At 40.7% G+C, this 25,064-nt stretch carries 23 protein-coding genes; 10 read left to right on the forward strand and 13 right to left on the reverse strand.

The window, feature by feature from the left end:
• The first annotated feature begins 234 nt into the window (after window positions 1–234).
• On the forward strand, window positions 235–2,802 hold the full coding sequence (locus tag ASJ81_RS18295) for a DNA topoisomerase I (protein WP_095645605.1): 2,568 nt from the start codon (window positions 235–237) through the stop codon (window positions 2,800–2,802).
• Between the two features lie 411 nt (window positions 2,803–3,213).
• Here the strand turns inward: ASJ81_RS18295 and ASJ81_RS18300 are convergent, their stop codons facing one another.
• Both ASJ81_RS18300 and ASJ81_RS18305 read right to left on the reverse strand, forming a co-directional pair.
• Window positions 3,214–3,837: a 30S ribosomal protein S3ae gene (locus ASJ81_RS18300; RefSeq protein WP_095645606.1), complete on the reverse strand. Its 624-nt coding sequence runs from the start codon at window positions 3,835–3,837 to the stop codon at window positions 3,214–3,216.
• 734 nt (window positions 3,838–4,571) lie between these two features.
• Window positions 4,572–6,080 (reverse strand): serine--tRNA ligase, encoded by a 1,509-nt coding sequence (locus ASJ81_RS18305; RefSeq protein ID WP_095645607.1) that lies wholly within the window; start codon window positions 6,078–6,080, stop codon window positions 4,572–4,574.
• Window positions 6,081–6,750: 670 nt separating this feature from the next.
• On the opposite strand from ASJ81_RS18305, the gene ASJ81_RS23960 reads away from it, so the two are divergent.
• From ASJ81_RS23960 to ASJ81_RS23420, 4 genes are read left to right on the forward strand one after another with little or no spacing between them, the layout of a single operon-like run.
• Window positions 6,751–6,903 carry a hypothetical protein gene (locus ASJ81_RS23960; protein WP_245860299.1) on the forward strand — a complete coding sequence of 51 codons (153 nt, stop codon included), beginning with the start codon at window positions 6,751–6,753 and terminating at the stop codon, window positions 6,901–6,903.
• Window positions 6,904–6,951: 48 nt separating this feature from the next.
• A complete protein-coding gene (locus ASJ81_RS18315; RefSeq protein WP_394339144.1) occupies window positions 6,952–7,266 on the forward strand; it encodes a nucleotidyltransferase family protein in 315 nt (104 codons plus the stop codon).
• Complete coding sequence (locus ASJ81_RS23415; protein ID WP_212556111.1) at window positions 7,263–7,448, forward strand: HepT-like ribonuclease domain-containing protein; 186 nt, start codon at window positions 7,263–7,265, stop codon at window positions 7,446–7,448. Before ASJ81_RS18315 ends, ASJ81_RS23415 begins: the two co-directional genes overlap by 4 nt.
• 40 nt (window positions 7,449–7,488) lie before the next feature.
• On the forward strand, window positions 7,489–7,626 hold the full coding sequence (locus ASJ81_RS23420; protein ID WP_212556112.1) for a HepT-like ribonuclease domain-containing protein: 138 nt from the start codon (window positions 7,489–7,491) through the stop codon (window positions 7,624–7,626).
• Window positions 7,627–8,245: 619 nt separating this feature from the next.
• Here the strand turns inward: ASJ81_RS23420 and ASJ81_RS18325 are convergent.
• The 4 genes from ASJ81_RS18325 to ASJ81_RS18340 all read right to left on the reverse strand — a co-directional run bounded on the left by ASJ81_RS18325 (window position 8,246) and on the right by ASJ81_RS18340 (window position 17,384).
• A complete protein-coding gene (locus ASJ81_RS18325; RefSeq protein ID WP_245860300.1) occupies window positions 8,246–10,510 on the reverse strand; it encodes a tetratricopeptide repeat protein in 2,265 nt (754 codons plus the stop codon).
• Window positions 10,511–10,880: 370 nt separating this feature from the next.
• Window positions 10,881–11,723 (reverse strand): MBL fold metallo-hydrolase, encoded by an 843-nt coding sequence (locus ASJ81_RS18330; protein ID WP_095645609.1) that lies wholly within the window; start codon window positions 11,721–11,723, stop codon window positions 10,881–10,883.
• 374 nt (window positions 11,724–12,097) lie between these two features.
• Window positions 12,098–14,881, reverse strand: coding sequence for a BPTD_3080 family restriction endonuclease (locus tag ASJ81_RS18335; RefSeq protein ID WP_095645610.1), 2,784 nt, complete (start codon window positions 14,879–14,881; stop codon window positions 12,098–12,100).
• 13 nt (window positions 14,882–14,894) lie between these two features.
• Window positions 14,895–17,384 (reverse strand): site-specific DNA-methyltransferase, encoded by a 2,490-nt coding sequence (locus tag ASJ81_RS18340; RefSeq protein WP_095645611.1) that lies wholly within the window; start codon window positions 17,382–17,384, stop codon window positions 14,895–14,897.
• A gap of 522 nt (window positions 17,385–17,906) precedes the next feature.
• On the opposite strand from ASJ81_RS18340, the gene ASJ81_RS18345 reads away from it, so the two are divergent.
• The 3 genes from ASJ81_RS18345 to ASJ81_RS23965 are packed head-to-tail and all read left to right on the forward strand — an operon-like array spanning window position 17,907 to window position 18,520.
• Window positions 17,907–18,098: a hypothetical protein gene (locus ASJ81_RS18345; protein ID WP_095645612.1), complete on the forward strand. Its 192-nt coding sequence runs from the start codon at window positions 17,907–17,909 to the stop codon at window positions 18,096–18,098.
• A gap of 27 nt (window positions 18,099–18,125) precedes the next feature.
• Complete coding sequence (locus tag ASJ81_RS18350; protein WP_095645613.1) at window positions 18,126–18,344, forward strand: type II toxin-antitoxin system HicB family antitoxin; 219 nt, start codon at window positions 18,126–18,128, stop codon at window positions 18,342–18,344.
• Window positions 18,345–18,397: 53 nt separating this feature from the next.
• Window positions 18,398–18,520: a type II toxin-antitoxin system HicA family toxin gene (locus tag ASJ81_RS23965; RefSeq protein WP_245860301.1), complete on the forward strand. Its 123-nt coding sequence runs from the start codon at window positions 18,398–18,400 to the stop codon at window positions 18,518–18,520.
• A gap of 104 nt (window positions 18,521–18,624) precedes the next feature.
• On the opposite strand, the gene ASJ81_RS18360 is transcribed toward ASJ81_RS23965, so the two are convergent.
• From ASJ81_RS18360 to ASJ81_RS18370, 3 genes are all read right to left on the reverse strand, one after another.
• Entirely contained in the window at window positions 18,625–18,924 is a 300-nt protein-coding gene (locus tag ASJ81_RS18360; protein WP_095645619.1) for a hypothetical protein, read from the reverse strand.
• 498 nt (window positions 18,925–19,422) lie between these two features.
• Window positions 19,423–19,581, reverse strand: coding sequence for a type II toxin-antitoxin system HicA family toxin (locus tag ASJ81_RS18365; protein WP_245860303.1), 159 nt, complete (start codon window positions 19,579–19,581; stop codon window positions 19,423–19,425).
• Window positions 19,574–19,780 (reverse strand): type II toxin-antitoxin system HicB family antitoxin, encoded by a 207-nt coding sequence (locus ASJ81_RS18370; protein ID WP_095645614.1) that lies wholly within the window; start codon window positions 19,778–19,780, stop codon window positions 19,574–19,576. The genes ASJ81_RS18365 and ASJ81_RS18370 overlap by 8 nt, the downstream gene beginning before the upstream one ends.
• A 118-nt stretch (window positions 19,781–19,898) precedes the next feature.
• Here ASJ81_RS18370 and ASJ81_RS18375 point away from each other — a divergent pair, with 118 nt between their 5' ends.
• On the forward strand, window positions 19,899–20,141 hold the full coding sequence (locus ASJ81_RS18375) for a type II toxin-antitoxin system HicB family antitoxin (RefSeq protein ID WP_338037659.1): 243 nt from the start codon (window positions 19,899–19,901) through the stop codon (window positions 20,139–20,141).
• Here the strand turns inward: ASJ81_RS18375 and ASJ81_RS18380 are convergent.
• From ASJ81_RS18380 to ASJ81_RS18395, 4 genes are all read right to left on the reverse strand, one after another.
• Entirely contained in the window at window positions 20,092–20,733 is a 642-nt protein-coding gene (locus tag ASJ81_RS18380) for a type II toxin-antitoxin system VapC family toxin (protein ID WP_095645615.1), read from the reverse strand. The genes ASJ81_RS18375 and ASJ81_RS18380 overlap by 50 nt on opposite strands.
• Window positions 20,726–21,100, reverse strand: coding sequence for an STAS-like domain-containing protein (locus ASJ81_RS18385; protein WP_095645616.1), 375 nt, complete (start codon window positions 21,098–21,100; stop codon window positions 20,726–20,728). The genes ASJ81_RS18380 and ASJ81_RS18385 overlap by 8 nt, the downstream gene beginning before the upstream one ends.
• A gap of 101 nt (window positions 21,101–21,201) precedes the next feature.
• Window positions 21,202–21,657, reverse strand: a complete 456-nt coding sequence (locus ASJ81_RS18390) for a DNA polymerase ligase N-terminal domain-containing protein (RefSeq protein ID WP_095645617.1) — start codon at window positions 21,655–21,657, stop codon at window positions 21,202–21,204.
• Between the two features lie 144 nt (window positions 21,658–21,801).
• Window positions 21,802–22,077 carry a ferritin family protein gene (locus tag ASJ81_RS18395; protein ID WP_048108667.1) on the reverse strand — a complete coding sequence of 92 codons (276 nt, stop codon included), beginning with the start codon at window positions 22,075–22,077 and terminating at the stop codon, window positions 21,802–21,804.
• 484 nt (window positions 22,078–22,561) lie between these two features.
• Here ASJ81_RS18395 and ASJ81_RS18400 point away from each other — a divergent pair, with 484 nt between their 5' ends.
• The gene (locus tag ASJ81_RS18400; RefSeq protein ID WP_095645621.1) at window positions 22,562–24,742 is read left to right on the forward strand and encodes a lectin like domain-containing protein; all 2,181 of its coding nucleotides are present in this window, start codon (window positions 22,562–22,564) and stop codon (window positions 24,740–24,742) included.
• Window positions 24,743–25,064 lie beyond the last annotated feature (322 nt).

A 25,064-nucleotide genomic window follows, 5' to 3' on the forward strand; every position in this document is an offset into this window, starting at 1 on the left:
TATATATCTTATCCTGACCAGTGAAATAACTGAACCTGACCAGTGAAACAATTGAACCTGACCAGTAAGATTAAGCCGATTCATATAAAAGAAACAAGAAAAAGAAGGGAAATCTTTCAGATACATTTCCTAATTCATTTCGTTATGAATTTCCTACACATTTCCTTACACATTTCTTATTAATACTATTTTAGATTCCATTACAACTTCAAGAACAGAATCAGGGTATTTTATATGACAATTGTCGCATTTGCAGAAAAGAATAAGGCAGCAGCCCAGATTGCTAGCATCCTGGGCGAGGGGGAAGTTGAGAAGATAACAGTTGAAGGGCTGCCAGCATACGAATTTAAGTGGAAAGGTGAAGAGTGGCTGGTAATGGGACTTTCCGGGCATATTATGAATTATGACTTTCCGGAGCAGTATAATAAATGGAATGAAGTCAATCCGGGTGTGCTTCTTGGAGTAGACCCGCAAAAACTTGTAACACGAGCTGATTACGCTGCCGCAGTAAAAAAGCTGGCAAAAAGGGCAAACAAGATTGTCCTTGCCTGCGACTATGATAGAGAAGGAGAAAACATAGGATTTGAAGCAAAAACACTCTCAGAGGAAGTAACAAATGTGCCTATTGAAAGGGCACGTTTTTCGTCTCTCTCCCCAAAGGAGGTAAAAAAAGCTTTTGAAAGCCTGATAGATCCGGACTATAACATGGCAATGGCTGCAGAAACCAGACAGATTCTGGATCTCAAAATGGGGGCGGCTTTTACCCGCTTTGTTACGCTTTCGGTCAGGGAAAGAGCAAGAACAAAGGACATACTTTCTATTGGCCCCTGCCAGACTCCTACCTGTGGGTTTGTATACGAAAGGGAAAAAGCAATCCGGTCTTTTCAGGCAAAAGATTTCTGGAAAATAACTGCAATTTTCTCGGCAGAAAGTGGAAAAGAAGGAGATGACTTCGAAGGTACTCACAGGGCAGGAAATATTCACAATAAAGAAAAAGCTGCTGAAATCTTCAAACGGCTGAAAGGAGCAAAAGAAGGGTTAGTTGCGAAAAAAACAGTAAAAGAAGCAAAAACCAGTCCTCCTAATCCATTAAATACTACCGAATTCCTTAAACGGGCTTCCAAGTTTCTCGGGATAAGCCCTGAACTTGCTCTTGAGGTCGCAGAACAACTTTACCTTGCAGGGTTTACCAGCTATCCCAGGACTGAGACAAACAAATACGCAGACGACTTTGATTTCAAGTCCCTTGTCTTTGATTTTGCACGTCAGAAGGAGTACAAACCTTTTGCAGAATCTATCCTCATAGCCCCAATCGTCCCGAAAAACGGGGAAAAAGATGCGCATGACCACCCTCCAATCCACCCGATCAGAGTGGCTTCAAGAGGAGAGGTTAGCTCTGCAGTAAATATCCCTCAGGCACCTGAAGTCTACGACCTTATAGCAAGGCACTTCCTGGCAAACCTCATGCTTGCAGCAGTTTTTGAGAAAACTCATCTCCACCTGCTCGTACAGGAAGAGCCTTTTGACTCTTCAGGCACCGTGCTCAAGGATTCTGGCTGGCTCGAAGCTTATCCCTTCGAAAATAAAAAGGATAAACTGCTCCCGTTTGTAGAAGAAGGCCAGAAAGTGGGCATAAAAAAGCTTAGCAATACAAAGTCCAAAACCAGCCCTCCAAAAAAATTAACCGAAGCCGAACTTCTGACCCTTATGGACAAAAACAGAATCGGAACAAAGGCAACGGCTCCTACACATATTGAAACAAATAAGAAGCGAGGGTATCTTGAGACAAAGGGAAAAACAATCTCTATTCTCGATATAGGCTTTACCCTTATGGAAGGGCTCTCTCTGACCGTTCCGATTCTAGTAAGGCCGGAAATAAGGGCAAAGATCGAAGCCCTTATCCAGGAAGTAGAGGACGGAAAAAAAGAATTTGAAGCTGCCCTTGACGAAGGCACAGCCCTGATCAAGGAGATGTATGCCCAGCTTGAAGCAAATAAAAAGGATTTAACTTCAAGCATAGCAGGCACAATCAAGGATGAAGCCGCCCTCGAAGACAAGAAAAACTATATCGGAACCTGTAAAGCCTGCGGGCACGTGCTCAGGATTGTGCAAACGGACTCAGGCCGTTTTGTGGGCTGCACAGGCTATCCTGACTGCAGAAACTCATATCCTCTACCAAAATCCGGGGCTTTGACCGTACTCAGAAGCAAAGAATGTAAAAAGGAAGGGGTAGCTGTCCTGAAAGTAGGAAATAAGTATAACTGGGCTGTTGGCATAGGTCCCTGCTTTACCTGCGACCTTGAAAAAGAATGCTATCCTCCGGAAACGGTCGGTCCCTGTCCTGAATGTGACGGAAGCATGTTCCTGATAACCTTTAAAGACACCCGATTTCTGGGCTGCACGAAACGCTGCGGGTACACTCATTCAGTCCCAAAAACCGGAAAACTGACCCTACTTGACAAGACCTGTGAGACCTGTGGCTGGAAGCTGTTCAGGCTAAAAGAAGAAGGTGACAGCCCTGAGGAAGAGTTCTGCGTAAACCGGCGCTGCGCAGAAGGCAGAAAATACTGGAAAAAGCCAGGCAAAGGAGCCGAAACCAGGATCAAGGAAAAAGCTTCTGTAAGCCGCTCTGCAGCAAGTTCAGCAGCAAGTTCAACAGCAAGTTCAGCAGCAAATCCGACAGTAAGTTCAGCGACAAATTCAGCAACAAGCCCGGCAACAAGACTAGCAGCAACTCCGGCAGCAGAAAAAACTTCAAAAGTATTGACTACAGGCCTGAAAAAGAATAAGGAAAAAACCTGAAACTCGACAATTAGAGAAATCCAATTTCCTTTTCGTTCAGTCGCTGCCCCAATCTCCTCCCAGGGAGTACAGAACCCTTTTCACTCGTTTTACTCGAGAGAGCTGTTTTAATGGAGATACTAAGCTGAAAAAGGGCCAAACTATAAAGTTTCAGAGTTTCACCTTTTTTTCTGTGATTCGAGAGTTTTGAGTGAGTCCTTTGCACTTATATTGGTTACACAATCTAAAATTAAAAAGAGCTTTAGAGAAACAATTGCATTAGTAAAAAAGAATAATTATAGCAAAAACAACAGTAAAGAAGAACAATTACAACAGTAAGAATAAGAAATTTGTAACTAAAAAGAACTAAGAAAAGAGATAAGAAAATCCTTTCGGATTTTCCCCTGCCTCTTGATACTAAACCAAACTGAATTACGCTGCTGCAGGTTCTGGTGCAGCAGGTGCAGTTTTTGCTGGTCTGGCTTCGACCTGGGTTTTCCGGATTTCAACCCTGCGAAGTGGATAAATAAATTTTGCCTGCCTGTAAATAGCTGCTGAGAGCCTGCCAAGGATTGCTTCCTGCATAAATGTCTCGAAATCGGCATCTGATGCACGCTTTGTGACAATGTCGACCATCATTTCCCTTATGGCTTTGATCTGGCTTGAGCGTGCTCTTTTAATTGTGAAGCAGGTAGGCTTTACACGGATGACATAGCCGTCTTTGGTTTTAACGTCGATATTCGCATCAATCCTTGAGGTCTGCCTCTTCACGATTGAACGGATATAGTCGGTTGTAAGTTCGTGGCCCATGAGGTCAGTAGTTGCGACGTCTCCGACGACGTTGTTAATCCTGAGAATGACCTTAGTGTTATTTTTGGTCATATCGTTGGTAAGTTCCCCAACAGTGGTTTCAATATTGCGCCCTACAAGAAGAGAAGGGTCTCCTGCCATCGTGTTACCGACAATAGCTCTATTTAAGTAAGCAGGAGCTTCAATATTATACCATTCCTTGGATTTCCATCCGTCAAGCTTTCTCTGTACTTTCTTTCTTGCCAAGTGATTCCTCCGAAGTAATGTTCCTTTTTATGGTTTTATGTTGTTTCTAGTATTTTGTTGAATTTTGTATGCTGCTGATTTATCCTGCGGCCCTCAAGCCTTTCAGTTTCTTATTCCGGATGCTCGAGTTGAGCTTTCTCCTTAATCAATGAGCGTGAATGACCTTCAGCGCTTTTACACAGACTTTGCGCTGCCAGGCGCAGTTTGTGGTGCTTTTAGCACTAGCGTTTCCCTTTCAAGATGAAATTTCCAAGCTTTCATAGGCTTCCGAACCTGGATCCGTCCCCTATATTCCGACAGCTACAGGCTCCTGATAATCAAAAATACGATCCGGAAAATCGCCAGAAGTTCTCAGAAATTAGCGGCATCTAACTAGTTAATGGCTCACTATACATATCATATCAGTATATAAACAAATCGGTCAGAAACGCTTTCTGCCTATCTGCTAAAAAGAAAAATAAAAAAAGTTTGAAGAAAAAGTATGAAGGAAGTGTATAAAAAAAAAGATTTAAGAAAAATGTAAGGGAAAAGGTTTAAGGGAAAAAGTTTAATGAAAAAAGTTTAGAGAAAAATTCAGGAAAATTCAGGAAAATTCAGGAAAATTCAGGAAAATTCAGGAAAATTCAGGAAAATTCAGGAAAATTCAGGAAAATTCAGGAAAATTCAGGAAAAAATCCAGGAAAAAATCCAGAAAAAAATCCAGAAAAAAATCCAGGAAAAATATAAAGAAAAGTTTAAAGGAAGCGTATACCTTTCGGCATTTCACCTACTCTTTTTCTAAATTCCTCTGGCCAGTTTGCAGGGTCAAGCCCTTTCTGCGCAAGGAAGACCGCAGCCCATCTTTCAAGCCCGACTCCGGAACAGCCGGACCATAGTTCTTCTCCGGACTGGAGTTTTACATTGAAGCCTTTGGGATACTTGTCCCCGTTGATGCTCACATTCTGGAATTCGAGCCATTCTCCATCCGGCCCACGATAAGGCAGGCAGGCTTCGTAATCGGTTGTCCCGACAGTGTTTTCTTCGGCAAGCCCGAGCAGCCCCTCCTGTGCCATAAACCAGGGAGTAACTCTTGCTTTTCTCCACTCGATGTCCAGGATGTCGTTGAAGATATGCATATAGCGGTCATGCAGTTCTTCTGCGCACTTTAATACCTCTTCCTTTGTGCCTATCCAGACAATTTCGATCCTGTGGAACTCATCTACCCTTTCGATTCCGTGAATTCCGCCGCTCTCATATCTGTGAGAGGTCCCTGACCTGTCAAAGACCTTTACGGGAATTTCCTCATTCGGAAGAGTCTCGCCTGTCACGTACATCCAGAAAGGCGGGCACTGGGCATAGCACATACCTCCGATTGGCTCTGCGATTTTTTCTTTGATCAACTTTGTGGGTACTTCGTGAGTAACCTTGTAGTAATCAGCAACCTCTTCCCAGTAGTCTGGGTCCCTTGTCTGCGGAGGACATACATAATATATCTCAGGGTAGACGCCCTTTGCATGCCCGGACTTCATCCAGACTTCCCAGGTTACCAGTTTTGGAAAAATCATTTCCCTGTATCCGAGAGGTCCAAGGAGTTCTTCAAGGACAATTTTCTCGAAAGTTCGAAAGACCCTTGCGGACTGGGGCCCGTGGATCCACTGCCCGCGGCTTGCCCCACGCTTGAGCCAGCCTTCTTTCATCATGGCCTGGGTAGGGTCTTCCTTGAAGGGATGCTCCATTGGCTCTCTCTGCCAGAGCAGGTTCCAGTGCTCGGCCTTTGCCCCGTACCGGGCAGCTTCGATTTTCTCTTCGAGGAGCGTGAGAATCCTGTCCGGCACCCGGTTCTTCATCTCAGCTTCTCCGACCTCAAGCTCGAGCTCAATCCCGCCTTCAATGTTTTCCATACTTTTGATATAGGGCACTTTGAGCATCCGGAGCTCATGGTCAGCCGGCACCTTAATGATGAAAGACTCAACCTCGATTCCACGAATCCCGATCTTGAATTTCTTACCTAGTGACTCAGAGAGCTGTTTCCTCAGCCGGAAAATTGCATCGTGCACTCTAACATACCTGCCGGACTGGAGCGAAAGCTCGATCCTGTCCTCCCCGAGCTTCCATTCCGTAACCTTTGCTCCCTGCCCTTCAGGCGCCCCTCGGGTGAGAAGGGTACCGTTTGCCTCTTCAAAAAGCGCAGCTATAACATCCTTTGCAGGAGTGGGGTCTGCACTTGTTTTAAAGTAAGCTTTGAGATTGAACTGTAATTTCAAAGTTTGAGCCTCTTTTACTTGGTATGGAATAAGGTATTGTGAATTGAGGTAACGACGTAAACAGAGTCTAAAATTCTTTTTCTGATATAAATGCTTATTCTATAGCGAATATTTATAACTCGGATGAGAAGATCAAGTCTTGAAACATTATAATTATACTTTGATAGTAGATACCGTTAATCAGACGCAGAATAGGGCATATCGAATAGGGCATATATGTCTATTATCCGATTATGTCTATTATCCGATTATGTCTGTTATCCGATTATGTCTATTGTCCGATTTCTGGAGCTGAAACTTTAACCTCGCTACGGGAAAGAATTAACCAAAAACTTGACCCAGGCTACATTTACGGTCACGTAGTGACCGGCCTTTCCGAAAAAAAATGGAAGCGGAAAAAGGAGTACAAATTTGTAATACAGCAGATTATATTATGCAAAGGACACAGTACTTTATACGCGGGAAGATCACTCAAAACGTAGATTAACTTAAAAATGGGTAGAAACAAATATTGCAGGATATAGAGGAACATATAGGGATATTAACCAGATCCGGCTCCTTATCTTAGAAAGAAAGGACGAAATAAAAGGAGAGTTCAAAGCTGAAGTCCTGGGGTTTTCGGCTCGTACGCACGTGGCGAAGAAAAAAAGAAAGTGATATTGACGTCCTTGTGAGGTTTGGAGAAGGAGCTACCCTCTTACACCTTGTAGGACTTGGATATTATCTTGAGGATTTATTTGGAGTTCCAGTTGATGTTGTTTCAGAGAGAGTTCTCCACCCGATGACGAAAGATGACGTGTTAAAAGAGCTGGTACCGGTATAAGGCAGACCATTCGTGCAGGTACCCAGCAATGAAAGAATAAGGAAGAAAATAAAAATGACTTCCCAACAACTTAAAAATGCTGACCATTTTATAAGAATACTCAGGCAACACCTGCCTGAGATCAGAGAAAAATACAGCATGAGCTATCTCGGAGTTTTCGGGTCATACGTTCGTGGGGAACAAACAAGTGAAAGCGACCTTGATGTTCTGGTGGAATTTGATGAAACACCTGGCCTTCTGAAATATATTGAGCTTGAGTATTACCTTAGTGATCTGTTAGGAGTAAAAGTAGATCTGGTAACCAGAACCGGACTCAAGCCAAATGTTGGAAAACATATTCTCAATGAAGTGGTTTCTTTATGACTTACAGGAAAGATGAAAGAGACTTCACTCAATTTTTGCAGGATATCCTTGATGCCATTGATGATGTTGAAGGGTTCATCAAGGCGATGGAGTTTAATGAGTTTTCCGGCGATAAGAAAACGATATATGCCGTAATGAAATCCCTGGAGATTATCGGAGAAGCGACAAAAAAACCTTCCTGATACCTTGAAAAACGATTATCCAGAGATTCCATGGAAGTTTATGTCAGGAATCCGCGATAAAGTAGTCCATGGATATTTTGTAGTAGACCTCCCTATTATCTGGAGCACTGCAAAGAAAGATCTTCCTTCTTTAAAACCGTCAATTGAAGAAATACTGGAAGAAATTGAGAGCAACTAATGTTTTATAAATCTCTATTTTTATTTTTAGCCGTTCCTTTCTTGTTAAAAACTCTGCACAACCAGCGTCCAATTTACATTTCGACCCCCTCCAAAAAAACACAACTTAATTTTTTTTATTCACACAGTTTATTACTAATTTTGCTCTTGATTCCATATTAATTACGTATAATTCTTTATTTATCTTTGTATATGCCTAAATTTTTTATTTGTTTTCCAAATTTAAACTGGCTTTTTTTGAACATTGTGGGATTCAAGTTAAAATCATTGATTTTGTTGAGCATGTACTCACATCTAGTTCAATAAGTTTAGTCAGTTGTTGTGAAAATCACCTTATAAGTTTAGTCAGTTGTTGTGAAAATCACCTTATTTTTGAGAGGGGGTCGAAATGTAAAGTCCAAGAAAACATTTAATTGATAGACTAATTTCTCCTGCATCCTTTGGCTGCCGGCGAGTTGAGTTTTGATGAGACTGTTACATGATTTCGTATTTATTCCAACAGCCAACGGAGTTATGATCACAAAGGACTGATTTATCCTTAAGGAGTAAAGATGGATAAGCAGCAAATTATGCCCTGGTCCTGATCTCTCAGGAAACCAGGGGTCTCTTTCATGAACATCTTACTCCAGATTTGTATTAAGTTTTTCAGCCTTTGCGATATATTCCTCTGCTTCTTCATTCCTGTCAAGCTTTTTGAGTAACTTCGCATATTCCTCAAATGTCACAATTGCATCTCTTACGTACACGGGACTTTCCGGATCTTTTTCAATCAGTTTTGCATTTATGGACAGAGCTTTTTCAAAGGCTTCTTTTGACTTTTCGAGTTCATTGGCTGAAAAGTAAACAATGCCGAGCTGGAGGTATACGATGTTAACTTTTGCCTGGTATTCAAGTTTTTCAGTATCTGGCCCGAGATGTTTCGTAAGAATCGGAAATATTGATTCATACCTTTCAATAGCTATTCCGTAATTTTTCATGGATTCCTGTAAAATCCCTTCAAGGAGCCGAATATCAGAAAGATTTTTCCAATTTTTCGGGTTTTCAGGGTCATTTTCGTATAATTTTTCGTAGTAATCACGGACAAGGTCCAGATATTCTTTTGCTAAGTTGTGCTTTTTTGCATGGGTGAGGAGCGTTATCTGCATTCTGAGGTCCATAGCCAGCAGGTCTTTTGCTAGGGACTCTTCCTCTTCATTTTGCAGGATCTGCCTGAAAGCTTCTGCTGCTTTTGAATACTGTTGCTTTGCAAGTTCAGGCTTTTCTGCCCTTTCGAGAAGAAGCCCAAACTCACTGTGGGCATTACCCAGATCTTTTTCATACGCCGAGTCCCCCGGATTTTTTCGGATCATTTCCAGGTGGAGTTCTGTAATACGCTCATGAGCCTGAATCGCGCTTTCATACTGCTTTTGCTCAATATTTAAGGTCACAATATTCTTCAGGGTATAAATGAGCTCTTTCATGTAATCAGTACTTTCAGGATATAATTTTACAGCTTTTTCATTTATAGCGAGAGCTTTTTCAAAATAATGGCTGGCGGTTTCAGGTTCAAGAGAAGTGTATAGTTCTCCGATGTAATTTAAAGAATTTGCAATGCCGATTTCATATTCGAAATTTCCGGGGTCGGACTCAAGCAGCTTTTCGTATGTTTCAATTCCCCGCTCATAGTACTGTTTTGCAGGCTCTATTTCCCCACGGTTTGCGTGCAGATGCCCTATCTGGTCAAAAGTAGCGGCTATATTCGCTACACTTACCAGGTTTTCAGGGTCTTTTTCGTGTATGTTCCTATAGATATCGATTTCCTGCATACGGCACTCTTTTGCATGTTCTATGTCCCCAATCTCTCCAAACAGTTCTCCAAGTTCGGTGAAGTCGTCGGAAATATCAGATTGATAGTCCAGATCCTCAGGCTTTTTCCCTGGCAACTCTTTGAGTATTTCGAGAGCTTTTTCAGCATACTGACCAGCTTTTTCAGTCTCATTTTTCTGAGAAAAGAACCTGCTGAGAGTCTGGAGGATTTCACTCTGCTTCCTGAGAGTAGAAATGTCCCCTGGCTGTTTCCGGATTTTTTCGTCCAGGGCTTCGAAGGCTTTCAGGTAGGTTTCTTCAGTTTTCTCGATGTCCCCCACTCTTGAGTACAGGTCTCCGAACTCTTCATATAAGGATATGAGGCCCCTGAAGGCCAATCTGTTCACGGGTTCTTTTTCCAGGACCTTTCTGTAGACTTCTTCGGCTTGTGAGAAGATCTCTTTTGCCTCCTCAGGCTTCCAGAAAACAAAACAATAGGTTTTAAACTCTCCAATCAATTTGTCCAGTTTATCAAACAGTTCCTCTTTTTTGGACCGGATTTCAAATATTTTCCCGTAGTACTTCACGATCCTGCCCATGACCGGAACCTGTTTTTCAAACTGCTGGGCTCTCATGTAATAGCCCCGGACGTTTTCCAGCGTTTTCAAATAATTTACAATATATTCAAAATTATCAGGCTCCTTTGCAATCAGCTTTTCAAATGCATCAAAGGTTTTCCCGAAGTATTTTTCATTCCTGGAAAGGAACTCCTGTGTTTTTGAAATATCTTCAATTTCTTCAAGGGTTTTTACAGTAAAACCTGTAGAATTGTAGACAAAGTACTGGGAATCGGTATCTTCTGGATCATCTAAAAAGAGAGGGATGGCAAGCTCCATCATTCCCTGGAACTCGACCAGGGCTTCTTCCTGCCTATTCAGAGCAAGCAGAGCCTTTCCTTTAAACATAAGGGTCTGGCATAATAATTCCGGACGATTTGCTTTCTCCGAAAGCTTTTCGGCTTTTTCAATGGTTTCAAGCGCCTTTTTGTACTGCCCCTTCTCAGCCTGCGATACAGTTTTATCGAAAAGTCGGTCTATCAAATCTATAAGCTGCTTGGACATAAGAAGTAGATAGGAGAGAGGATATTATAATTTTATCCCGAATTATAACATTACTTTTTGATCCACTCAAGAGAGAATATTAAAACTCTATTTTTATATTTATCTGCCCGCCTATTCATTACCTCCACACAGCCAGCGTTTTGAAAAACAATTAATGGAAAAACACATACTCAGGATAGATCAAAAATGAGACCTGGCAGGCGCAGTTTTTGTGACTCTTCGCCATTCCCTGTGGATAAGATGATTCTCAATTCAAAACCGCATTGGTTTTCATGAAGACATTATGAGGATAGCCACACAAAACAACGAAGAGCCGTTTTTGTAAAGACAAAGGAGAATTAAAAAATCGTTAAAAATATTCAATCTGCAGGCCAACTCCAACTTCTTTAAGCCTGCAAACCTTTGAAAGCTCTATTTTTGAGTTTAAGTCCGTACAGTGGCAGGCGTGGACGCAGCCGGGGTCAAGTTTTTTAAGGTATTCAAGGGTCCCACGCATCCGTTCTTCTGAGGGTTTCAGAAGATGAAAGCCACCTACTATATCAAGGACCCTGCTGTCTCCACAGACTTCCTTTGCATATTCGGCAATATTGCAGATTCCTGAGTGGGAACAGCCCGTAATAATTACGAGCCCTGCTTCTGCCCTGTATACGAGTGCCGTGTCATCCGGAAGATGGTCGGGAATTTTGTTTCCTTCGCTGTCCTTCACATATCCGACAGCTGCCTCTGCCTCAAAAGTGAAGTTCCTGGGAATTTCCCCAAGGAAAACGAGCTTTTCGCTCAGCCAGAGGGGAGTACTTGAGAGCTGCAGCCTGAAGTGTTCTGAAAGTTTTTTGGGAGTGAACAGACTTCCGATTTCCCCTATCTCTTCAGTTTTTTTGCTTTCGAAAGCCAGGGGATGGGCAACGAGAACCGGAGGTCTGCCGGGCAGCCTTTCTATCCCTGCTTCCGTGAATAAACGTATCAGAGGTCCGAGTCCCCAGCTGTGATCCAGGTGTCCGTGGGATAGGACCAGGTAGTCAAGGTCCAGAAGTGAATGCCCCATTTTCCGGGCATTTGTAAGGAAGATATCCGAATATCCGGTATCAAAAAGAACCCGGATGCCTGAATCCTCCAGCAGAAAAGACAAACCGGGCTCGGCAAAGAAATACCTGTCAATAAGGGTGTTATTGTCGACAAGGACGGTGAGTTTCATAAAGTGTTTATTTTAGCTGCGGGGTATAATAGTATTATCAAACATTTGAAAAATATTGAGAGTTGAGTTTACTACTGCATGTAATCCTGTAAGAAAATAAAAAAGTCATTAAAGATTGCCCCTGTCGAATAGCACATGTTGATTATTGTAAAAGTTACAGCGGTCACAATACTTTTCGGATAGGGTCTAAGTTGGGATTAAGTTTTAAAGGCCAGTACAAAACTAGGAGGAAAAGAATAATTCGTATCCCGGGATGAAATCTGATGGATTTTGAAGTCAGGCTACACCCTGATGAGGGAAAAATTCCTGTTCCGGAATTTAGTGATAGTCTATAATTTTGAGTTTTCAGGGGTTATTTGAAAAAAGAAGAAAAATTAGGATGAAATAAGTGAGCAACATTTTTCAATGATGTCTTCCACATCAGATGGATGGCGCGAAATATCTTCATGCCATTTTCCAAATCCACCATGATTGTTCACCGCTTCAACCCATTCTTTTAGGAATACTCTCTTTGTCCTATCCTGGTCATCGTCTTGTCCTTTAGTTTCTAGTACTAAAAGTTCTCCGTTTACTAGCTTTATTATGAAATCTGGATAGTATTTTTTGATGACTCCTTTATAGTTATATAAGATCGTAAACCCCAAGTGGTCATTTTTTACCCAGGAATCTACTAAAGGATGTTTATCTAATACGTAGGCTTCTGATGCTTCCCAGGTGCTATCCGCAACTATGAGGTTTATATGAGATTTTTCTGTATGTTCACAAGGCTTTGTGGTATACCATGTACGCATTTGTGCTGTTGACCTAATAGGGTTTTCCTTATCAAATACAGGCAGCAATTTTTCCGTGTTTTCTGCACGAATAGCATTCCAAATATGTTGTACGATTTTGTTGATGTTAACTGTAATTAATACCCTTTTTTTCAGTTCATTTTCCCTGTAATGACGGCTACTAATCACAATTTTCTCACTATTAATAAAATCACTTGTTATTTTTATTAGCTGGGCAAGGAAGAAATCTTTGTTTCCTTTTAGACTGTCCTTTTCGCTATTGAATATTCTTTTTGCAGTCTCAAATATGACTGTTTGAGTTCTGAACTTATCTGCAATTTCTTGCAGGTCTATTTCGGACAATGCTGCAAGACTAGGTTTGCTGGCAATAATCGCAGCCATTTCTGCCTGAGTTATACTTTCATAGGGATCCAATATAATTGGAGTTACTTTCTCCATGTCAAGTTTTAAAACAGGACAATATACGTGATCTATTCTCAATATGTTTGGCCAAGGGATTTCATATTTTTGTTTTTCTTTCACCGGTTCAATTGCTGTTCTAGGCTTTGTTGGTTTCGGAATTCCCTCTCCTCCTTCATGAGGAAGAAAAGTAAAAGGCACTCCAAAAATATTCACATATTCAGGCTCGAACAGTCCATCGTCTTCTACTTCATAAGAAGTTCGCCTAAGACCTCTACCCACGACCTGTTCACACAAGAGTTGACTTGAAAAAGCACGTAAACCCATAATATGGGTTACAGTCTTTGCATCCCAGCCTTCAGAGAGCATCCCAACTGATATGACATTTTGAACCTGCTCTCCAGGTTCTCTTATCTTTCCTATTGTATTAACTTTCCAGCGAAGCAACTCTGCTTGTTTTTGTTTTGTTAATTTAACTTCTTGCTCATTGATATCTGAAGAAAAATCAATATTTTCTTCTGAACTTTCAGCTTCGTTCAGAATTTTACTATCAATTTGGAGTGTTTTTTCAGGATCACACAACTCAGGAATGAGAATTTCTTTATGATCAAAAGCATGTTTGATTCTGGCAGAAGTCTCCGTTCTATTTGCAACAGTTATCATAACTGGAGGAACCTTATGACCCTCTTTCTCCCATTCTTCTTTGGTTTTTAGCCAGTCTTTGCCGAGGAGATAATAAGCGTTAATTACAAAATCGTGGAGAGGATAGGAAGGATCTTCTTTTAAGTTCAAGTCGTTTTGAATATCAGGATCCTTGTATATATGGTATAGTCGGGATTTGAGTTCCTCATTTTTCCGACCATCATCACGGATAACTATTCTGGGGGTTTTTACTAATCCTGATTCTATTGCATCATTTAACCCAAAATCACTTATAATCCATCCAAAAAGTGCTTCATCGGAAGCTTTTTTTCCTGAAGGAGCAAAAGGAGTTGCGGAAAAATCAAAACATCGAAGAATACCTCTTTTACGATTGATTCTATCTAATCCACCAACCCAGATTGTACTCTCTTCAATTTCTTCCTTTTTAACTCCTTTTATTTTGCTTTCAGCGGGGACTCGCCATGCGTGATGTGCTTCATCATTTATGACAACGATATTACTGGCATCTTTTAGTTCTCCAAGGACTTCTCTAACATATGCTTCATCACTCTTTGCTCCACGCTTGTCTACACTCTTTCTTTTTGCGATCCTTTCTTCATTTTCCCAAGCAAGTTTGTGCCAGTTAATAATCTTTACTTTACTCTGTCGTAACCTTTCAATCAAACCTGGAGGAACAACATTGAATTCTTCATAATAGTTATTAGGTTCGTTTGGACTGAGAACAGAAAGTCTATTTTTAACTGTTATTCCTGGTGATACAATTAGAATATTTTTAGAAAACCTTGAATCCTGAGGGTCAGCTACCTTATTCAATACTTGCCAGGCAATGAGCATGGCCATAACTACGGTTTTGCCTGAACCAGTAGCCATCTTACTACACCAGCGAGAGAAATCTCCGCCGTCTGAAGGAATTTCTACCCCCACTTTTTCTGATTCTGGAGCTTCGGTAAGCCAAATTAGAGTTTCAATGGCTTCAAGCTGACAGAAGAAAAAGCGGTTATTAGTACGCTCTTCTTTATCTTGCCAGTATCTCAGTAATCTTTTTGTTATTCCTGTTACTCCAGGGTAATCATTATTCCTCCAGCTTTTCACTTTCTCGCGTATTTTTTCAACGAGCTCTATTTTTATAAAAATCCCAGGATCATCGAAAGATTCGCTTCCCTGAGTGGCGATTAGATAACCTGGGGGTCTTCTACCGTCTCTTTTTTCAAAAAGGCGTCTTTCCCTAAGATAAAACCAGTGTTGCTTAGGTTCTTCGTAGGGGGAGTTGATAATCAGCTTGTCTATTACTTTTTTTACTTCCATAAACAATTCCCCCTTATAGTTTGAGAATTCTCAAACTTTCGATTCCACGATCATCGATTATCTTGACAGCAATTTTCCAATTTCGACCTGCTTCGAACGGAATCGATACGGTGCTTCTGAACTTTTCTAGTTTTTCAGTGTCAATATCAGCTTTAAGGTTCTTGGCAAGCTTTGCCCATCCATCCTTAGCTCCAGCCATAGGTAAAAAGACCTGAGACGGGAAAAGACTCCTATCATCATAATCTGTATCCAGCATCCACATAGCTATATTACTTTTTCCGCCACTCTCTACGTCCCCAGTTTTAGGATTATAGTAATCAAAACCAAGCACTTCTACTTCGTATTTTCCTGCATAATCGCCTTCGGAAATACGTCTGAGTTCAATATCTGGCTGCCCTACCAACCAGAAGCTTTCATTGCCAGATTTTTTCTTTTTCAGGTCTTCAGTAAAGAGATCAGCATTCATCTGTGCCTTCAAGAGCTGCATCCCTGCAATTTCTGGCTTCAACTCATCGATATCTTTAGCAGCCTCTTCTTCAAACTGGAAAGCGCAGAAAAGAAGGATATCCGGTCTGAGAGCCCGAGCTTCCTGCCAGGCATTTTCTACTGTCCGCTGCTCAAGAGGTGCGTGTTCCGGCCCGAATACTATAAGGACTTTTTTAGGTTGATCTTCCTTTGTTTCTCCCTCAGCCTGAATATAACGAGTTCCAGAAAGTGGCTCAACTCTGGTGAACTCAATCTTTTTTCCACCCTTAGCTCTTACTCCCGCCCTTAATAATTCATCTCTCCACTCTTCCTGCCTTAATGTCTCACCCGAGCGAGACACACTTAAACCAAATCCACTATTTTCCTGCTCAATTTCTTCTAGAGATTTAGCTGTCATTGAGGGTACTGCTTCCACTGTAAAAGGACCTGTGACACGAGTTTTTTTATTGTCAATCAAAGGCTGATCATAGAGAGTTTCTTCTGCTGGAGGCTCGTTATTTGCAATAGACTTAAGCGTGACATGTGGGACTTTTTGATATAATAAACCACTACCTACACCCTCTTCTGGATGGGCAAGCTGATAATAATCAAAAATAGCTGTCATTAATCTTTGTTTAGCGAGAGTTATTGCCACTCGAGAAGTATCGCAGGTGATCCAGCGGCGACCCCATTGTTCAGCAACATATGCTGTAGTGCCAGATCCGCATGTGATATCGAGAACGAGGTCACCTGGATCAGTAGTCATAACAAGACATCGTTGAATAACTTTAGAATAGGTTTGAACAACGTAAATATTTTCAGTTGAAAAAGTACTTTGAACTGTATCTTCCCACATATTTGTGTAAGAAGTCATTGGAAAATCATCTGCGTATCTCTTGTAACATAACGTTTTACCAAAAGCAATTAACCTATTAGCAGCGCATAAACTGTCTAAGCCCTCTTTATGCGTTTTCCAATGGTTCCCAGATTTAGGAGAATAATCATTACCTTTAAAGAGATAAGGTTTTGATCCTTCTTTGCTTTCTCCCTTTGAAGTTAAATCAGATGCACGTAATAATCTATGTTGGACATCAGTGTCTTTTATTTTATTTGCTCGAATTATCTGACCGTCAGGCAATTCAGCCATATCAAAGCTCTTTAATATTTCGTCTAATCCACGAAAACGATATAACTTATGAACTTTTGTTCTATTTTTATCTTTTCCGTACCATATAATGAGATCTGACACGCCTGCTAAATAATTCGTTTCTTGATAGACGATCTTCTTAAAAGTGATTTGACTTATGAAATTCTCTTCTCCAAAAATTTCGTCCATCAAACAACGGATTCTATGAATGTTCTCGTCAGAAATTTGTACAAAAACACTTCCACTTTCATGCAGTAATTCCCTAGCCAACAATAATCGATCTCGCATGTAAGTAAGATAAGAATGAATACCCAACTCCCATGTATCTCGAAAAGCTTTGACTGATTCAGGTTCGCTTGTTAAGTCTTCGTCCCGTCCGTCTCTAACATCTTTTTTATTTACAAAAGGCTGAAAATTAGAGCCATACTTAATTCCATAAGGTGGATCTATATAAATAGTCTGAACCTGACCACCCATTCCTTCTTTTTCCAACAAGGAATTCATAACGAGCAAACTGTCCCCAGCTATCAAACGGTTGGTCCAGCCTTCCTTGTGTTTATAAAATTCGATAGCTTCTCTCAAGGGTTTCTCATATACATCGAAAAGTGAAGCTTGTACTCTTTTTTTACCTTTTTTGAATGAACTTATAATTGTTTTCGGATCGATTCTTTCATGCACATGTAAGGAAACGGTCGGGACCTCAAAAGAAGTGTGTTCTGTTTTTCCTGACCACTGAAGTTGAGGGTCAATATGAGGATCATATTCGTACTGTTTCTTTTCACCGGTATCAGGATCAGTTATTGGAGTTACCAGTCCTACTTGAGGGTTATTTATCCTTTCTTTACCTAGATGATCATATTGTTCAATGGATATTTCTTCAGTGTTTGCCACGAAAACACCTGTCTAATCTAATTGGTTAAAAAATTAATTTTCATATATAATGAGTGAATTTGCCAGATTATAATAAAATACATTAAGATATTGATAAAACGATGTTTAAATTTATAAATATTTCTAAAATGTAAAATTTATTTTGGATTCCATACTTGAAATTCATACTCTAAACTTACCCATTAATCATAAAATCTCATTTCAACTCTCATAGAATCTAGTTTCTCACTCTTTCCCTTCCCCAAAAGCTCCAGTAAGCAAAACCCGTCTACTAAACCTTTATTTCTCCGATTTCTTTCTCTCCAGAACCTTCAAAACATCCTCAAACTCCCCGATCCCGGCAAGTTCAAACGACCTCTTTCACATCAACCAGTTCCTCAACAGATATTCCCAGTAAACTCCAGAACTCCCTCCTTAATCATTTAACAAGTATCTCAGGAATTCCCGGTCGCTATCAAAAATTTTGCGTTCAGGGGTCCAGGAGAATTTCACGATCTAGAGATTCTGTCGCGGATCGGTTTGGTGAAGGATCAAAAACTAAAAAACGGTAGGTGGGGAAGAGGGGAGCAGTACGCGCGGGAAATATATTTTTACAGAAATAGATCTGAAGATCTCTTTGAAATCAGCTTTTCCATATTCCTCTTCCTGAAAACAGACCTGCAAAGAGTAAACGAGAAAGTTAACACAGCTATAAATAAAATCATTGGAATATGATTTATATCTGAAAGACGAGGTCAATCAATGAGAGAATTTACTGTAGTTATTGAACAGGACGAAGATGGAGTTTATGTAGCTTCTGTGCCTGAACTTCCAGGATGTCATACACAGGCAGAGAGTCTTGACGAATTAAACAGAAGAATAAAAGAAGCAATTGAGCTGTACCTTGAGGTTGAAGCCGAAGAGGAAGAAAAGAAACATCTTGATTTTGTCGGGATACAGAAGGTCAAAGTTGAGGTTTGAATGGATAAAATAATGCCTCTTCCCAGCAAAAAGTCATAAAAGCACTTGAAAGTATGGGTTTTGAGCAGATAAGGCAAAAAGGTAGTCACTTATTTTTACGGCATCCAGATGGAAGAACCACTATAATCCCTGTACATTCCACAAATAAGTGTGATTGTAAACCGCATAAAAATTAATTTGTAATTTGATATTTAGTATACTCTACCTCTGATGATTTTAGCATTGTAGATACACGGCAGACTTCCAGCCTTTACCCTGAAAAATCAAACAATAACACCTATTATATCTTTTCTTTTTCCTTGTTCAGCGCATCAATTTTTGCCTGTATCTCATCCTTCTGCTGCTTGTACCTGATTTTGATTTCTTTAACTTCTTTGTAGACAAGCATGCTTTCGTCACTTATTCCTTTCATTGACTCGATATGTATTACGAGTTCATCTACCCCTTCGTCTAATCGCGGTTCTACTTCCCGCCATTCTGCATACTTAGCCTCTAATTCTTCCTTACTTTTGTCGTCAAGATCAAAGATCTCATCCCAGAGGTCCATAATCTGGCTTTCTATCTCTTCTTTTGTAGGCATTATCTTCCCTCCGGTTCGGTAAATCTCTGTAGGTTCGGCAAATCTCTGTATAAGGATATCTCTATAAATTCCCTTCAGAATCCCTTTGAGTAACTTTTTTCTGGCAGCCGTCAAGCCAGCTTTTTAACCAGTGCAATGGAATCAATAGTATTTCTATTTGCATAAATGATAAATTTGTCGTGGGGAAAAATCTCAGGTGTTTCCGGTTCTATTAAGAATCATCGATTCCGGGACCCTGTTTGAGGATTTTGTGATTTTGGAAAAAAACGTAGGTCGGTGAGGAGAAAGGAGCAGTACGCGCCGAAAATATATTTTTGCAGAAATATTTAGTCGGCTTTTTAAAGACATGTATTCTGCCTTGTTTTGTCTGAAGTAATGAAGATTCCGTACCAGTAAATAAAATCTTGCATAAAATTAAGCTGTTCAAAAAAGTCACTTAAAACTAAAGATGACCAAGCAACTCCTCAAGTGAAACATCAGCCTGCTTCAAAATTGCGTTTAAAGTAGATTTTTGACAGGATCGTGAAGAGGAACCGTGAACAAGTTTGACCCTTTTTGTAAAATCACATGGCTACCTTTTTGCCTGACAACAACAAAACCCAGTTTTTCAAGAGCTCTTATGAGCTTTTTTCCGGAAACAGAAGGCAATTTAGCCAACAGAGACCTCCACTGTGGCAATTTCACCTACCATCTGAGCCTGTTCTCTAGTCACTTCCAGAACAAGCTGAATAGCTTCCCTAATGTTTTCAAGAGCCTCTTCTTTAGTATTTCCTTCGCTGATAGCCGCAGGAATCTCAAGGCATTGGGCTGTATAGCCTCCATCATCAGATTCTTCAAGTTTAATTGTGAACTGCATAGGTACTAATTGGTGATTTTAATATAATATACTTCTTGATTCCAAAATTCGCATCGCTTACTCCAATCCTTAATCTCTGGAGAATCGAAATTGAAAATAATTATTGTATGAAGTGAGGATGAGTCTGGTGAGAGAATTCACTGTCGTTATTGAACAGAACGAAGACGGAATTTACGTAGCCTCTGTACCTGAACTTCCGGGATGCCATACGCGGGCAGAGACACTTGATGAAGTAAACATAAGAATAAAAGAAGCAATCGAACTCTACTTTGAAGTTAAGCCTAAAAATAAGAGACAAAAAGCGGTAGCGGTTATTCTCTCCCTTCTCTCCCCACATCCACCAGCCTCTCGTTTGCGGTAAGGATCTCGACTCCGAGTTCACTGAAATCCTTGTCATGGGTTACGAAAACCATATTTTTTGCGCGGCATATCTGGGCAAAGAGAAGGTCATTAAAATCATATTTCCCCTGCTCGAACATGTCCATGATTTCAGGAAGGTCTATCGCCTGCATTTCAGGGTCGCAGGCAAGAGTGCTTTTTAGAATTTTTCTCACATTGTAGGCTATATCCTGAGCAATTGCCCGAAATGCCAGAGAGTTTCGAAATTCCTTGAACCTCGTAAATTCGGTCTGCTGCTTGAACTCGATTCTGGAGAAGGCGTTTATGAATTCTGAAATTATCATGCAGTTTATATATATTGTGCCGTCGGAATTCCTTATTTCTTTCAAAGCCTTTGAATAGGCGTCCGACCGCTGGTCAGACCAGCCAATTGGGCCGTAGATGTACAGCCAGATGTTAGTGTCAAAGAAATAGCTTTTACCTTCGGGAAAATCATATTCCTCTATGGAATGCACCTTTACAGGAATAGGCTTTGAGGGCCTGAGTCCTCCGGCACGAAGCCTTGGACGGCGCCTGACAGGAAAAACGGTTGCCTGGTGAACGCTCTTACGCATCCTCTTCTCCTCCAAGCACATCCTTGAGTGCCTTTCTGCAGAGATATGCATGTTCGAAATAGGTTTTTGCCCGCTCGATAACCCTCTTAAGGATAATCTCATCTTCTTCAGAGATATCCGTGAATAAGAGGCTGCTCTCAATCTGTTCTGCAGGAAAACAACCGTAAAGCTGCCCTATTGCCGAGTTCAGAAAGGCAGGCGTCAGCTCATTCACGTCTGCAAAAGATATTTCGATCTTCTTATCTTCGCAGAGCTCTGCCGTAATAATATCGTAAACTTTCTGCCCATCACATGCGGCAACGCAGCAGTTTTCCCCGGCAGTTTCAAAAACATTAATCTTTACTCTTTCTTCCGTAAGTATCCCCATATGCTTATACTCACAATGGTTTAAAAAGATCAGGGTCTGACCCATGTCTCACTCTTGAGATATAGCTTGCGAATTCGGAAGTACTAATTTATAGTCCACTGTTAGCTTGCCTTTTTAAAGAAAAGCCAGCCTTTTTCTCCTTTACCGTACTTTGTCCGAACCAAAACGTAAATCCCTTTCAATTCTTCTCCTTCAAGTTCCACGACAATTTCTTCGTCCTCACGTTTCAAAAGATCAAAAGTTCCTCTATCCCAGATCTCAACTTTGCCGGCACCATACTCTCCAGCAGGGATTTCCCCCTCAAAATTGGCATATGCCAGTGGATGGTCCTCAGTCTCGATAGCGAGCCTTCTGGTACCTGCCTCCTTCGGGGGCTCCTTTGGCACAGCCCAGCTTTTTAAAACTCCGTCCATTTCCAGGCGAAAATCATAATGAAGCTTACGAGCATCATGGCGTTGAACCACAAATATTGGTTTGTCGGGGCTTTTTTTAAAGCCGATAGACGACGGTTCAGGCGTTTTTTGAAAGTGTCTTTTTTTCTTATATTCTTCAAGCATGGAGGATCAATAGAAAATATGATTTTGATGAGATAAAGGTTAATTGTCAGTTAACTTAGTTATGGCAGGCTAATCCAGAAGGACTGGCAGAAGTAAGAAAAAAATGATAAAAAACAATTGCGTAAAAAACAAAGAGAACAAAGTTTATTTTCTACTTCTAGCCAGAGCATAGTCCGAATAGATTTTCAGAAACTCTTTGTCAGTTTGCAGGAGCACGGTTTCAAACATCGCTACATGGATTTTTTCTTTTCTGGCAATATCAAGCAGGATTTTACGAATTTCTTCACTTTTTGTCAGATTTGCCATTTGCTCATAAACGTTGATAGCATCCAGTTCTGCAATCATGGCAGCTCTAAGGATCTCTTTATCAAGGTCTTCAGGTCTGGTTTTTTCAAGCTCTACAAGTGCCTCCGAAAACAGGTCTCCACCCCCTTAAAATATGCTTATAAGGTATTGAAGGACAAGAGTAATGTTTCTTTCTATTGGGAATAACAGCTTCAATACATAGTTTGTAAAAATTAAATTAATGAAATAAAAACTAAGTAGATGAAACTAAAGATTTGAAGATATATAACAATAAAATTATTTATATTCATAAATGCATTCTGGTAAGAAGAAAATTTAAGATCATTTTAGTAATATATAACTTATTTTGGCCTAATGTAGAAAAAAATAGTCAATAAGATATAATAAAAAATTATACTCAGTTGGAAAAAGACTTATAGACAAATCTCATAAATAGTCCTATAAGTCAGTTATAAAATAATGATAAAGATATACATCCCGGCAAGCTCCGAAAAAGCTTATACAGGCTCGCCAGGAGACAATGTCACAGAGGCCAGAGATCTTGAAAAGAGTAAAATTTTCCTTACTTAAAAAAATAAAACCTTTTCTGGTTGTGTTTATGATTTTGATTTTGTGCCTGTCAAGCAGCCCAAGTTTTGCCGCCGAAAATGCTGAAGACCCTGAAATATCGCAAAACTGCACGCCTTCTGACGAGTCCGTGGTTGAACCCGTGATTAAAACGGCCCCAATGAACCCTGACTTTCTGGAAGACCAGCAGCCTGATTCAGTTGAAGCTTTTTCTTTTGTGGGTAGTTACGGACAGATTTCAGGAACCGGCTATAAACCCTCACCTGTTGACCTGTCAGGACTTGCAAGCTCTGAAGAAAGACCTTTGTTGGGTGCTTCAGGTTCAGACCTTCCGGCTGTTTATGATCTGCGCAAGGAGGGAAAAGTAACAGCCGTAAGGAATCAGGGAAAGGACGGGAGCTGCTGGGCTTTTTCAAGTATCGCTTCCCTCGAGTCTTATATCCTGGAAAAAGAAGGAAAGAGCTATGACTTTTCCGAGAACAACATGAAAAACCTTGTTTCAAATAGCTATTCACAGGGATTTGATCTTACTCCTGATGATGGTGGCAATGCATTCATATCAACAGCATATCTTTCTCGCTGGAGCGGGCCTGTAAATGATTCTGAGGATCCTTATAACGATTCATCTACTTATTCACCCACAGGGCTTTCTGTACAGAAACATGTACAAGAGACACTGTTTCTGCCCAAAAAGTCAGAATTCCTGGATAACGAGGTTATCAAGAATGCAATTATGGAGTACGGGGCTGTGTACACAACAATATACTGGAATCCTGGGTATTATCAGCAAAGAAACTATGCTTATCGATACCCAGGGAGCCTGTCGGTCAATCATGCTGTAACCATTGTAGGATGGAATGATTCTTTTGACAGGAATTCATTTCCGCAGGTTCCTCCAGGAGACGGGGCTTTTATAGCGAAAAATAGCTGGGGCGACACCTGGGGAGAGGACGGGTACTTTTATATTTCCTACTACGACACAAAACTCGGATACAATGAAAATGCCATATTCACAGCTGAAAGTCAAAATAACTATGACCATGTCTATCAGTATGACCCTCTGGGATGGATAGTATCAAAAGAATATGAAGGAAGCCTGGTTGCCTGGGGAGGTAATGTTTTCTCCTCGGAAAGGAATGAAAACCTCAGAGCCATAGGGTTCTATACTACGGATCTTAATACAGCTTACGAGATATACATATATAAAAATCCTGATTCTGGGCCTGTGAATTCTGGACAGGGATACCTTGTACAGGAAAGTGGCAGACATTCTTTTCCAGGATACCATACACATGTACTGAATTCGGCAGTGCCAATAAATGCCGGAGAGAAATTTTCAATAGTTATTAGATTCACTAATCCTTCGGCTTCAGGTCCTCTTGCAGTCGAAGAACCGGTAGCCCGTTACAGCAGTAAAGCCCAGGCCAATCCCGGAGAAAGTTATGTGAGCCCTAATGGCGTCAAGTGGGAGGATATATCAAGAAATTCGGAAGCAAATCTGTGCATTAAAGCTTTCACAACCGGCTACATAATTCCTGAGGCGGGTTTTACTTCAAATGTTACAACAGGAATGTATCCTCTTACAGTCCAGTTCACAGATCTTTCCAGCAATGCTTTATCCTGGAGGTGGGATCTGAACGGGGATGGAACAATCGACTCAATAGCCCAGAATCCAGTCTATACCTACGGGTCTTACGGGACTTATACTGTTTCTCTGAATATAGGTAATAGTAAAGGGTCTGACACCGAGACTAAAACTGATTATATAAAAGTGGCCCCCCTTTCAATTAACTCAGCCAGCCCAGTAGAGAATGTAGTAACCTACAAAGGAGAAAAGCAGGAGTTCAGTGTCAGTACAAATTATGCCTGCAATATAAGCTGGTATCTTAATGGGGAAAGTAGGGGTTCCGAATCCAGCGTTAAAGATAGTTCATACACGGAAGTCATCCGTTCCCCAGGCTTTTATAATATCACAGCAATTGCCCGAACCCGAGATGAAAACGTTCCACATAGCTGGAACTGGACAGTCCGCACATGGAGTCCCTGGGATAGTTCGGCTTCCCAGGAAGGGGAAAACATAAGCACTGAAGAGCTTCAGGAAGCTATTCATATCTACCGCAATGGTCTACAGATACCTGAAACCGGAGCAGAACTCACGGGTGAGAGGCTTAAAGAACTGATACAGCTCTGGCGAGAAGGTTCAAGAGATTAATGGCTCCTATAAAAATATAATTTAAAGACAAAAGTAAAGCAAAAAGGTAAAACGGGAAAAATGAGAGAAGGAAAAGAGAAAGGAAAAGAGAAAGGAAAAGAGAAAGGAAAAGACACGATAATAAAGAAGTAGGTAAAAGGAAAAAGATACGTAAAAAAGGATAGAGAACAAAAAGAGTAAAGGAAAGAGAATAAAGAAAAACAAAGGAAAGAGAATAAAGAAAAACAAAGGAAAGAGGCTCTTCGTCGTATAAAATGGGTAATTATTTATAATAAAAATATAATATAAATAAGTATTATATTATTTGATAAAAATAACTGCA

It is taken from the genome of Methanosarcina spelaei (assembly GCF_002287235.1).
Lineage (GTDB): Archaea > Halobacteriota > Methanosarcinia > Methanosarcinales > Methanosarcinaceae > Methanosarcina > Methanosarcina spelaei.